We start from the raw sequence: 11,672 nt of genomic DNA on the forward strand, positions 1-11,672 counted from the left end.
GCTGGGCCTTAGAAGCGTTCGATATCACCGCTGACCTCCAGAGCGTGGGGAACATAGACGCCCGGCTTTTCGCCACACAGCCGGGGTGTCGGCAGGAGCTTGCCCGGGTTACACAGCTCTTCGGGATCGAAAGCCCGGCGAAGCCGCCACATCGCAGCGAGATCCGATTCGGTAAACATCCGCGGCATCGAACACGCCTTATCCGTGCCGATTCCGTGCTCACCGGACAACGATCCACTCATCTCCACGCACAGTTCGGCGATCTCGCGCGAGAGTTCTTCGGCCTGCTCGAGTTGCCCTTCGGCCTCACTGTAGAGAACAAGCGGGTGCAAGTTTCCATCTCCGGCATGGAACACGTTGGCGACTCGAAGGCCCGATTCGGCGGCCTTCTCCCCGATTCGAGAGAGGATTTCACTGAGGCGGGTGCGCGGCACAACGCCGTCCTGAACAATGTAGTCCGGACTGATCCGTCCCACCGCCGCGAACGCGGCCTTGCGTCCCCGCCAGATCATGGCCCGCTCGGCGGAGTCTTTTGCGATGCGGATCTTCGTGGTGCCGGTGTCTCGGCAAATCTGTTCGACGGCCTCGAATTCTACCTTCGATTCCGCAGCGGGACCGTCGTTTTCGACGATCAGGGCGGCCGCTGTGTCCAGACTGTATCCGGCGCCGACCGCGGCCTCGGATGCTTCGATGGCAAGGGCGTCCATCATTTCGATGGCCGCGGGCACGATCCCCGCAGCGATGATGCGGGTAACGGCCTCGCTGGCAGCGGTAATGGAGGGGAAGTCCGCGCACAGTGTGTGGACCGTTGCCGGGTTGCGTACCAGCCGCACAACCACTTGGGTGACGATCCCCAGGGTGCCCTCTGATCCGACGAAGGCCGCCAACAGGTCGTAACCAGGCTGTTCACGATTGACTCCGCCCAAACGAACGACCGAGCCGTCGGCAAGGACGACTTCGAGTTCCAGCACGTGATGCACGGTGAAGCCGTATTTGAGACAGTGTGCGCCACCGGAGTTTTCGGCGACGTTGCCGCCGACGGTACACACTTGCTGACTGGACGGATCGGGGGCGAAATGGAGTCCGAACGGTGCGGCGGCCTTGGTGATGTCGATGTTGGTGACGCCCGGTTCGACAACGGCCCGCAGGTTGCGAGGGTCGATTTCCAAGATTGCCCGCATCCGCTGCAGGGAGATGACGATACCGTCGGATGTGGGCAGCGCCCCTCCGGAGAGTCCGGTTCCTGCGCCGCGCGCAACATAGGGCACACCGAACTCGCGGCAGGTGAGCACCGCTTGGCGGACCTCTTCGGTCGTGTCAGCCAACACAACCGCGCTGGGCGTTACCCGGAAGCCGGTCAGGCCGTCACATTCGTACGTGCGCAGCGCGGTCGGATCTACGATGACGGCACCAGGGCGCAGCCGACCGCACAAGGAATCGAGGAATGTGTCGTCGTCGCGCGCAGTGTCCGTGGTGGTCTCGGTCAGTGTCATCTCTGCGGAATCTCCTCCTGCGCTCTGGACCGATCGGGGAGCAGCGGCGGCGGGAGGTCGTATCGCACCGGCGTCACGGAAAGCCGCAGTGGACTGCTTACCTGAGGAACACTTCGATCGCCGGCACTGACCATCCGGTGCGGCTCGAGTCCGAGTTTCTCGGCAAACTCGAACGCCTCGGCGATGGAGTTGACCGGGCCGGCCGGCACCCCGGCTTGCCGCAGCCGGTTCAAGAGGTCCTCGACGCTGAGCGCGGTCGAGGCACCTTCCAGCAGCGTGATCAGGTCGTCACGGTGACTGACGCGCTCGGTGTTGGTGACAAATCGAGGGTCGCTGGCAAGCTCGACCACACCCAACGCGGCGCACAACTTGTGGAACTGCCGATCATTGCCGCAGGCCAACGCGATCTGACCATCGCGGGCGTGCAACGTCTGATACGGCGCGATCGAGGGATGCTGGTTACCCATTCTGCCCGGTGACATGCCGGAACCCAGGAAGGCTGTTGCCTGATTGGCCAAACTGGCGAGCAACGATTGCAGCATGGTGACATCGACGCGCTGGCCGACGCCCGTCGACTCACGGTGCCGCAACGCGGCCAGGACACCGACGGTGGCATGCAACGCGGCCAACACGTCGACGAGAGCGACGCCGACCTTGATCGGCCCGCTGTCCTCGGTTCCGGTTATGCTCATCAGTCCGCCGACCGCCTGTACCAGCAGGTCGTATCCGGCGAGGTCGCGCGCTGGCTCCGAATCGCCGAAGGCGGAAATGGAACAGTAGATTACTCGCGGATTGAGAGCCGAAACGTGTTCGTACCCTAGCCCCATTCGGTCAGCGACGCCCGGGCGGAAGTTTTCCACGACGATGTCAGCCGAGGCCGCGAGTTCCGCGGCGAGCGCCGCGTCGCCGGTGTCGTGCAGATCGAGAACCACAGAGCGCTTATTCCGGTTGGCGCTCCAGAAATACGTCGCCTCACCCTGAGCGAAGGGTGGCCCCCACGCCCGTGTGTCGTCACCGCCGTCGCGCTCCACTTTGATCACGTCGGCACCCAGATCGCCCAGCATCATCGTCAGGTACGGCCCGGCCAGGATGCGACTCAAGTCCAGCACCCGAATTCCTGCCAGGCTTCCCGCCTGCTCAGTGGTCCAGCTGATTCGATCCGAAGCAGATAGCGTCATTTGTTTACCCCTATTGGTAAGACCATCATGTCGGTCTTAACACGGTAAGCTTCGTAAGGTGTCGGTGCAAGAGGAATCCGGAGTCGGTGTCACGGGATGGACGAAGGTTCGACGCGCACGCGTCCACGAACTCGTCATCGAGCAGATCGAGGAACGTATCCGCCACGGTGGACTCCAGCGCGGCGATCGCCTTCCCAGCGAGCGGCAGCTCAGCCAGCTCCTCGGGGTCAGTAGGCCTTCGGTGCGCGAGGCTCTGCACTCGCTGGAAGCACTCGGCGTCATCGCCGAACGCGTTACCTCTGGTCCCGAGTCCGCCAAGGTGCTGGCCACTGAACCGTCAGACGCGCTCACCAGCATGCTTCGACTACACATCGGATTGAGCAACTTTTCGGAGATTGAGGTCGTTCAAACCCGCCTCATCGTCGAAGAGTGGGCGGTGCGCGAAGCCGCGACAATGGCAACGGCTTCCGAAGTCGACGATCTGGCTCGGACGCTCGATTCCATGGACGGGCGGGACGTCGACATCTTGCGGTTCAATGCACTCGACTCGGTCTTCCACACGGGCATTGCCCAGGCCAGCGGAAATCGTCTCATCGCGTACCTCACCGGAGCCCTCCGCGACACCGTCGAACGCCACAGACTTGCCGCGATGCGCGCGCTGGGGCCGTGGCCCTCGGTATCTGAGGGTCTGCAGGCCGAACATCGCCGAATCCTCGGCGCGATCGCCGACGGCGACGCCGACGCCGCCGCCGCTGCGCTCCGCGACCATCTGCGCCACACCTACCCCGAGGCGTCCGAGTAACCCCTGGCGGAAATTCCATGATACGGAATTTGTTTTTCTCTCTTCGAAATAGGGGCTTGCGCAAACGTGACTCGCGTCATACCGTCTTCTTAGCGCCACGATGGCCTGACCATCATTGCCGGACGGGCCTTCCGGGACGGAACTCGTCTCCGCCCGCGGCGTACCCGCGGCGCAATTCGCGGCGCACTGGCGGCGCATAGGCGGCGCACCGGCATCCCCAAGGGACATCCCCGGGGGACTACTTCGAGGAGACCTTCGATGCCAACGCAGTCGCGTATCACCCGAGACAAATCCCATACGCAGATGCCCACTCCGCCTCGCCGGTGGACCGACTACGCCAAGGGAATCGGTCCCGGATTGCTGGTTAGCATGGCCTGGATGGGCGCCGGCGATCTCGTCGACTCATCAGTCGCAGGGGCCAATTACGGCTACTCGCTGATGTGGGCGCTGGGTCTGGCCCTGTTGAGCCGGTTCTTTTTCACCAGCGCGATCGCGAAATACGGCCTATGCAATTCCGTGGGCGATGAGACCATCATCGAAGGGTTCGGCGCGGTATGGAAGAAACTGCCGCTGGTCATTGGGACGCTCGCACTGATCAGCGGTTTCATCTTGCAGACCTACATGGTCGCCATGGTCGGCAACGCCCTGCATCACCTCTTCCGCGGATTCGGGGGGTCCACATGGGGACCGTTCCTATGGAGCGTGTTCGCCGCCGCGATCGGATGGCTGGTCCTCACGCGGCCGAAGGCCTACTCCATTTTGGAGATCATCGCCCGAATCAAGGTATCCATCCTTGTCATTGTCTTCCTATACGCCGCCATCAAGTCCCAGCCGAAACCCGGCGATATCGTTCACGGGCTGGCCTTCTCAGCGCCTCCTGATACTGGAGCCTTCGCCACTTTGCTTGTGGCCGCCGCGATCATCGGTGCGGTGGGCGGCTCGGCCGGCAACCTCATGTATCCCGAGTTCATCCGTGACAAAGGCTGGAAGGGTCCGGAATTCCTGCGCATGCAGCGCATCGACCTGTTGAGCGGAGTTATCGCCGTGGTGGTGGTTAACCTCTCCATCTGGATCGTCGGGGCAGAGGTGCTGCGCCCTGCAGGGATTAAGATCGCCACCCTCGATGACCTGAGCCAGATGATGTCACTTGCACTCGGCCCGATCGGACCGTGGCTGCTGTGGCTCGGCCTGATGATGACCGCCTTCTGCTCGTGCACCACCTACGCACGCGGTTACACCAGAATCTTCTTCACCGGCATTCATCACGCGTTTCCCTCTCGCAAGAACGCCGACATCCCCACCGACCGCACCCTGGGATTCCGCGTCGTGCAACTCGGGCTTATGCTGTGCATACCGACCCTGTTCGCGTTACCCGTCTTTCCCGATGTCGTCGCCATGACAGTGGCCGGAAGCGCGACCGCCGGAATCCTCGCGCCCGTCATCATCGTCGGCACTCTCATCGTGACCAACGACAAACGTCGGATGCTGCCCGGATACGCCAACAAATGGTGGGAAAACGTCATCTTGCTCATCGTCGGCGGCATCGGCCTGTGGGCGGCCTACGGGTTGATAACCGGCTTGTTCTGAACCATCTATCAACGAATCACGAGCGCTCAATTGTGGCACTCATTATTGAGAAAGAGGTAGAAATGGCCGAGCAAAACCTGGACTTACGAACCAGAAAGTTCTGGGGTTGGGGATTCGCCGACACCGGCATCACGGACGCAGAGGTCGACACCCTGGGAACAATGATCAGGGATAAGTTCGGATTTCCCATCCACGATCTCGCGAAGGCGCCGACCATCGATGAGATCGAACTGCGGGATCCTCGTGTCACACCGCCCGACACTTTGGCCCACATCTGCAAGTCAGACACCTGGACGAGAGCAGAGCACACCCTGGGCAAGAATCTGGGCGACTTCGTTCGCGGTTTGGAACGCAAATTCGACAATCCCCCTGATTTCGTTGCCTTCCCCAGAAACGAGCGTGATGTCGTCTCGATCCTGGACTGGGCGCACGACAACGCCGTCGCCGTCATTCCCTACGGCGGTGGGTCCTCGGTGGCACAGGGCATTGAGCCCATCGTCACCGATGACTACCGGGGCGCAATCACCGTCGACCTTCGACACCTCAACCAGGTGCTGGAAATCGATCGAGAATCTCGTTCCGCCCGAATCCAGGGCGGTGTGCTGGGGCCGGACATGGAAAACCAGTTGCGCCCGCACGGATTGTCGATGCGCTTCTTCCTCCAGGCTTTCGAATTCTCTTCCCTGGGTGGCTGGATCGCGACCCGCGCAGCCGGCCACTTCGCGACCGGCGCCACACAGATCGATGACTCCGTACAGTCGATGCGAGTGGTGACCCCATCCGGGACGATGCAAACCCGGCGCCTGCCCTGTGACGGCGCCGGAGTGTCCGCCGATCGCATGTTCATCGGCTCGGAAGGCACACTCGGCATCATCACCGAAGCATGGATGCGGTTGCAGGACAAGCCTACGTTCAAGGTGGCAACCTCGGTGCCGTTCGACAACTTCACCAACGCCGTAAACGCAATTCGGGCACTTTCGCAATCAGGCCTTCAGCCCTCCAACTGCCGGCTCCTCGATCCCACCGAAAGCTTGCTGTCGGGAGCATCGAAGTCCGACTCGATCCTCGTCGTGGCGTTCGAGTCCGCCGATCACGAACTACATGCCTGGATGCAACGGGCCGCACAAATCTGTGCCGATCACGGCGGACGTGTCAGCAAGGAAGCGCTGCAGGGCGTTTCGTCACCAGATGCAGGGCATTCCGGTGCGGCTGGCCGGTGGCGCGACTTCTTCGTCCGCGGACCCTATTTCAAGGAGGGTTACACCCGGATGGGTGTCTTGAGGGAGACTTTCGAGACCGCGTGTACGTGGAGCGCGTTCCCTGAACTGCATGCTCGTGTCGTGGAAGAAACCACCAAGGCCGCCAAGCGTGAATGTGGTGACGGTGTGGTGGCGTGCCGGTTCACCCACGTCTATCCCGACGGGCCCGCGCCCTACTACACCGTGCTGGCCCCGGCCAAGCAGGGCGCCGAGGTCGAGCAATGGGCGGCGATCAAGGCCGCGGCATCAGAGGCCGTCCTCGCGGCGGGCGGGACAATTACCCATCACCACGCCGTCGGCCGTTTCCACCGTCCGTGGTACGACCAGCAGCGTCCCGAACTGTTCGCCTCAGCGCTTCAGTCGGTCAAGAAGACGGTCGACCCGAGTGGCATCATGAACCCCGGCGTGCTCGTCGACCCCCGATAGCGCCAACACCAAGTCCGCGCGTGGTCTCGTCCGGTCAAATCGCACCCTGGCCGGGCGGGACCACCACACATCACACTCCCGGAAATACCGAAGCAACTATCCCCGCATCTAGCTGTTCAGCACCACCGACTGCAGATGCGGTTTCCCTCAGGGATTGCGCTCGCAAAACTCGTCTCGACCCGCTGTGCGATGAAATGGCAGCCGGAAGCTAGCGGGTGCACCGCCTACTCAGTGTCGAAAACTCGAAGGATTCGATCGATGAAGATTGCGTTGGGCAACCACTGCCCGGATGTACATGCCACAAGCTGGATCGCCCCCAACGCGACGGTCATCGGCAAGGTGTGCCTCGGTAAATACGTCGGAATTTGGTACAACGCAGTCATTCGCGGTGACATGGAATTGATCACCATCGGTGATCAGACCAACATCCAGGACGGCTGCGTGTTGCATGCCGATCCAGGTATTCCGCTAACCGTCGGAAGCGGCGTATCACTGGGACACAATGCCATCCTGCACGGCTGTGAGATAGGAGATGACGTGCTTGTCGGCATGGGTGCCACGGTCCTCAACGGCGCCAAGATTGGGTCCGGCACATTGATCGCCGCGAACGCATTGGTCCTCCAAGACGCTGAGATCCCCCCGGGCTCCTTGGTGGCGGGCGTCCCTGGCAAGGTACGCCGCGAGATAACCGACGCCGAGCGTGACAGCATAAAACGCAACGCCGCAATGTATCTTGACGCGCTTCACATGCATTCCACAGGCCATGAAGTCTGAAGCATCAAAGCCGTAGCATGAAACCTACGCCCAGCGTGCGGAGTGAGCTGACAGCGACGACCTCGCGACTCCTGACGTAGCGCGGCATATGCTGCGTGGCTCTCGGTGGGGTGCTGCTGTAGCGCAGGGTCGAGGCCGGCTCCCGGTTGGACAGTGTGGGTGCCTTCGGCAGCCAGGCGTAGTGGGTGCGTCTGCCCAGTCTGAAGTGGCCCCGGTCGGGTGATTGGGGATGATGTCGCCGATGTCGGCCAGCGCGGGGCCTGGCGTTTAACCAAGCTTGTTGGTAGGCGAAGAAACCCTCGGCAGAAAATGCCTCGATCCGCTTGCATTCGTCGCCGTCAGGCGGCCCGCAGCCGCCACCTGCGTCACTTCGTCGTCGCGGCCAGCGCGGTTGCGGCCGCGCCCGCAGTGGGGGTCTGACGATGGCGAGCCCTGAACGCCACTCCCGCGATCGTTATTCAGGCGCTCGACCATAGCGACGCTCGACTGTATGGACCCTCGACAATCGGCTTGAGGTCGACGGACCGGTGGAATTCCGCACCTCGAAAGACTCGACCTACCGCTACCGCCCTCTCGGCGCTCACCAAGGTCACATCGAGCAGCCGCCGACTGGCAGATCCTAGTCGCTGTGATCGCTCCGTCCGAGAGAGCGATCACCCATGCCGCGCACGCTCACACCTACCTGCACAGGAGTTACCAGCCGGTCCGGATACAAATCACACCGCTACGAGTGTGGTGTCGGCCGCCGCGGTTGAAGACCCGGCGCAAGCCCTGCGAATAGTCGTGCACAACGTTGGGTCATCTGTTCGGGTGACTCTTCGGGATGCGATATCGACCAGGTAACCAGAGAATTGAAGACACTTGACCAGACCGCAACCATAGCGGCTCGGTCAAGCGGATCGTCATTACCGGAGAGCTCCATCAATTCACCCACCCCGTCTTCGGCAAGTAAAGTGATCCGACGGGTATAGCGGGCAATCGCCTCGTCGATCTCAGGAGTTCCAGGCACGGTCGGATCGAAGAATAGCTGCCAGAGCCAGGGCCTCGACTCAAGCACCGTGAAAACACCCTCAAGAGTGACAACAGCTCGTTGCAGTCCCACAGCGCCGCTCGCTGCGGTCCGCTCCATATCGGCGGCCAGCAAACTACCCGCATGCACCAGGCACGCGCTGAACAACCCTTCCTTCGATCCGAAATAGTTGTAAATCAACGCCTTGGAGATTCCGGCGGCTTTCGCGATGTCGTCGACGGACGTGCCAATGAATCCACCCTCGCCGAACGACCGGCAAGCCTCCTCGACGATTTGCGCTTCACGATAGGCGCGAGCGACACCCTTGGTGCCAGCGTTGGAACGGTTGGATGGCGGTGCCGGGCTCATGGATTCAGTCTAGCCAACGATATGTATCGGTGGTAATTTACCCACGAGTCATATCACGGGAGGCTGTCATGCACGAGCTGTTCGACCCCTTGGGGAACCCCCTTGTCTACGCGATTCCGTTCTTCGTATTGACGATGCTGATCGAGCTCGCCGCGCTCAAGTGGCTCGACCACGACGACGAGCTGACCGGCTATTCGGTGAAGGATTCACGCACCAGCTTGCTGATGTTCGCCGGTTCAACGGTCACCCTGACCGTGTTCAAGCTGGGCTCGTTCGTCATCTTCAACCTGGTCTTCGTGTATCTCGCGCCCGTGCAACTCGATACCGGGGCGTGGTGGTACTGGCCGGCGATGCTGCTCGCGCTCGATTTCGCGTACTACTGGCAGCACCGGTTCGTTCACCGAGTGAACGTAGGATGGGCCGCCCATCAGGCGCACCATTCGAGCGAATACATGAACTTCGGCACGGCACTGCGGCAGAAGTGGAACCCGTGGTTCGAGTTCTTCTTCTGGCTTCCTTTGCCTCTGTTGGGTTTTGCGCCCTGGACACTGTACGTGGCCTTCAGTGTGAATCTCGTCTACCAGTTCTTCGTGCACACCGAGATGATCGGCAAGCTCCCGCGTCCGATCGAGTTCATCTTCAACACACCCTCACACCACCGGGTCCACCATGGCTCCGACCAGGAGTACCTCGATCGCAACTACGCCGGCATGCTGATCATCTGGGACCGGATGTTCGGCACGTTCATCGAGGAACGGCAGCGACCCACCTACGGACTGACCAAGCAGGTAGACACGTACAACGTGCTCACGTTGGAATACCGCGCGTTCGCCGACATCCTGCGCAACGTGCGATCGAGCACCCGATTCCGCGACCGGCTCGGCTACGTATTCGGCCCACCGGGCTGGGAACCGGCCAGCAACCTCACCACCACACCCCCCACCCTCGAGTGCAATCTCTCGGCGGAGCCCACGACTGACGCGACCGTGGGAGATTCCTCCCGAGACTCGGTTGGGTCTGGACTCCACGCCGTTCCAGTGGGTGACTCTGATCGACGTCCGATCCCGGGCTGAGGCAGTTCGGTTCGCCATCCTTCCAAGAAATGAACAGTCACCCGCAGCGGGGACGCAACAACCGAGCCGCAGCTGCTGGGTACCGCGGCTGTAGTGCGCCGCACAATCGCAAAGGTTCCACATCCTCGTCGCCCCCCGACCATGACGCAGTGACCGCGCCCCACGACAGAGCGTGGGGTCGACGGTCCCGACCCGCGAGCTCCCATAGGAAGCCATGACCGCCATCCTCGGCAGTATCAACCGCAGAATTAATTCGCGCCCCTTCGACGCCATGACCACCCCGATCCACACCCCTCGCGGCCGCTATGGACTGGTCCACTACGGCGTTATCGTGCCAGGACTCCCCGACCCGCTGCGGTTCTTCAACGCAATTCTCATCCTCGGCGACGCTCGCATTCCGGTGTTTGACAACCGCGGGTATACGACGACCACACCGGCGGACTCGGCATGGTTACTGCTGGGCTCAGCCGCGATCACGGACGGTTTCCATCTGTACAGCGCCGCGGACGACGGCGACCTGGCCGCTGATGGCAGCCACTTGCGCTTGGGGGGCGTCACTCTCGAAAGGAGCACTGACTGCGTGAAGTTGGCGGTGAATCGGCCCGACGTGGAGATCGAGCTGGTGCTCGAGCCGACCTCGGCGGTGTCCCAATTTGCACGCCGGAGTGGACTCTATGACCACTGGAGTGTGCTGTGCGATTATCGCGGCGGCTTTACCACAGGCGGCGAGCAAATCGAAGTTTCCGGACTGTGCACCTACGAGTACGCACGTGCCGTCAATCTTCCTATGCCGGTGCGCTTCTTCACTTACCATGTGCTCAACATCGATGCGAACGTACAGGTACTGCTGGCCGAACAGCGGGGACCTCAAGGTCTGCCGCTCCAACGTTCCGTTTATGTCCGCAATCGCGACGGCACCAGTGAGGAGCTCACAAACAAGTTCCGGTTTGACGTCCTCGAGCATGCTGAGCCGGCGGTACTAACCCCTGACGGGAGGAGGATGCAACTGCCACGGCGGTTCAGCTGGGCGGTGCGAGACCAATCGGGACGGGACGTAGTCACGATTGAGGGAATCAGCAACGACGACTTCGTCTACGGCCTCGGCGCAGGCTACGTCGGCAGTTACCAATACTCCGGCACATACCGAGGCAGGGCCATCTCCGGGACCGGCTACGTCGAGTGGATCGATCGACGCTGACCGCGATGGGCAGTCCGCCGCATAGCAATTGTCGATGTAGATCGGATTCGTTGCGCTCAAAGCGTTGTGAGCTGGTTGGCGATGAAGGTGCCAACTGTTCTGCGGCGACGAAAGTCTACCCACAACGCAACTGAAGAACCTCAAACTCCCCGGTGTGGGCCATGCCGCGCGACGAGAGCGCACGATCCTCCCCGCGCAGATCCGTCCGGATTAAATCCTCGAAACTGACGACCTTGTTACCTTTGGCGCAATTCTTCGTTCGACGCAATCGGACGGCGATGCATCCTGTGGGAACCCGCTTTTGGTCGCCTTCGATCACACCTCCCCTACCGCGGAGAAGACATGCGGTAGCCGGAAATTCCGTGCTACCCATGTCAGTGGCCCCGAGTGGTCTCGGTCGTCGACTGAGAACTGCGCTGCACGCCAGTCCGAAACAGTGCAGCACATTCGCCCAACACTCCACTCCACGTGCAGGCGTGGTGTCGCCGAACGGCTCCCCCTTGT

9 protein-coding genes are annotated in these 11,672 nt (G+C 61.8%); 6 read left to right on the forward strand and 3 right to left on the reverse strand.

Translation table 11 applies throughout. The features are described 5' to 3' along the window. Positions 1-8 precede the first annotated feature (8 nt). The gene (locus tag ACLIVD_RS43215) at positions 9-1,493 is read right to left on the reverse strand and encodes an FAD-binding oxidoreductase (RefSeq protein WP_206004768.1); all 1,485 of its coding nucleotides are present in this window, start codon (positions 1,491-1,493) and stop codon (positions 9-11) included. Next, positions 1,490-2,671 (reverse strand): CaiB/BaiF CoA transferase family protein, encoded by a 1,182-nt coding sequence (locus tag ACLIVD_RS43220; RefSeq protein WP_206004769.1) that lies wholly within the window; start codon positions 2,669-2,671, stop codon positions 1,490-1,492. Before ACLIVD_RS43220 ends, ACLIVD_RS43215 begins: the two co-directional genes overlap by 4 nt. 58 nt (positions 2,672-2,729) lie before the next feature. Here ACLIVD_RS43220 and ACLIVD_RS43225 point away from each other — a divergent pair, with 58 nt between their 5' ends. The 4 genes from ACLIVD_RS43225 to ACLIVD_RS43240 all read left to right on the forward strand — a co-directional run bounded on the left by ACLIVD_RS43225 (position 2,730) and on the right by ACLIVD_RS43240 (position 7,519). Continuing rightward, positions 2,730-3,473, forward strand: a complete 744-nt coding sequence (locus ACLIVD_RS43225) for a FadR/GntR family transcriptional regulator (protein WP_241032093.1) — start codon at positions 2,730-2,732, stop codon at positions 3,471-3,473. A 258-nt stretch (positions 3,474-3,731) separates the two neighbouring features. Then, positions 3,732-5,060, forward strand: coding sequence for an Nramp family divalent metal transporter (locus tag ACLIVD_RS43230; protein WP_206004770.1), 1,329 nt, complete (start codon positions 3,732-3,734; stop codon positions 5,058-5,060). A gap of 62 nt (positions 5,061-5,122) precedes the next feature. After that, positions 5,123-6,745, forward strand: coding sequence for an FAD-binding oxidoreductase (locus tag ACLIVD_RS43235; RefSeq protein ID WP_206004771.1), 1,623 nt, complete (start codon positions 5,123-5,125; stop codon positions 6,743-6,745). A gap of 258 nt (positions 6,746-7,003) precedes the next feature. Continuing rightward, the gene (locus tag ACLIVD_RS43240) at positions 7,004-7,519 is read left to right on the forward strand and encodes a gamma carbonic anhydrase family protein (RefSeq protein WP_206004772.1); all 516 of its coding nucleotides are present in this window, start codon (positions 7,004-7,006) and stop codon (positions 7,517-7,519) included. A 724-nt stretch (positions 7,520-8,243) separates the two neighbouring features. Here ACLIVD_RS43240 and ACLIVD_RS43245 read toward each other — a convergent pair. Further along, on the reverse strand, positions 8,244-8,897 hold the full coding sequence (locus ACLIVD_RS43245; protein ID WP_206004773.1) for a TetR/AcrR family transcriptional regulator: 654 nt from the start codon (positions 8,895-8,897) through the stop codon (positions 8,244-8,246). A gap of 68 nt (positions 8,898-8,965) precedes the next feature. Between ACLIVD_RS43245 and ACLIVD_RS43250 the strand changes: the two genes are divergently transcribed. Together ACLIVD_RS43250 and ACLIVD_RS43255 are read left to right on the forward strand one after the other, a co-directional pair. After that, a complete protein-coding gene (locus tag ACLIVD_RS43250) occupies positions 8,966-9,970 on the forward strand; it encodes a sterol desaturase family protein (protein ID WP_206004774.1) in 1,005 nt (334 codons plus the stop codon). Between the two features lie 214 nt (positions 9,971-10,184). Beyond that, positions 10,185-11,168: a DUF6670 family protein gene (locus tag ACLIVD_RS43255; protein WP_206004775.1), complete on the forward strand. Its 984-nt coding sequence runs from the start codon at positions 10,185-10,187 to the stop codon at positions 11,166-11,168. The last annotated feature ends 504 nt before the right edge of the window (positions 11,169-11,672 follow it).

Source organism: Rhodococcus sp. G6(2025), from assembly GCF_058628105.1.

What these genes read in the sequence shown, in the direction of transcription:
- ACLIVD_RS43215 (WP_206004768.1), bottom strand. Translation starts at nt 1,493, where the DNA reads ATGACACTGACCGAGACCACCACGGACACTGCGCGCGACGACGACACA.
- ACLIVD_RS43220 (WP_206004769.1), bottom strand. Translation starts at nt 2,671, where the DNA reads ATGACGCTATCTGCTTCGGATCGAATCAGCTGGACCACTGAGCAGGCG.
- ACLIVD_RS43230 (WP_206004770.1), top strand. Translation starts at nt 3,732, where the DNA reads ATGCCAACGCAGTCGCGTATCACCCGAGACAAATCCCATACGCAGATG.
- ACLIVD_RS43235 (WP_206004771.1), top strand. Translation starts at nt 5,123, where the DNA reads ATGGCCGAGCAAAACCTGGACTTACGAACCAGAAAGTTCTGGGGTTGG.
- ACLIVD_RS43240 (WP_206004772.1), top strand. Translation starts at nt 7,004, where the DNA reads ATGAAGATTGCGTTGGGCAACCACTGCCCGGATGTACATGCCACAAGC.
- ACLIVD_RS43245 (WP_206004773.1), bottom strand. Translation starts at nt 8,897, where the DNA reads ATGAGCCCGGCACCGCCATCCAACCGTTCCAACGCTGGCACCAAGGGT.
- ACLIVD_RS43250 (WP_206004774.1), top strand. Translation starts at nt 8,966, where the DNA reads ATGCACGAGCTGTTCGACCCCTTGGGGAACCCCCTTGTCTACGCGATT.
- ACLIVD_RS43255 (WP_206004775.1), top strand. Translation starts at nt 10,185, where the DNA reads ATGACCGCCATCCTCGGCAGTATCAACCGCAGAATTAATTCGCGCCCC.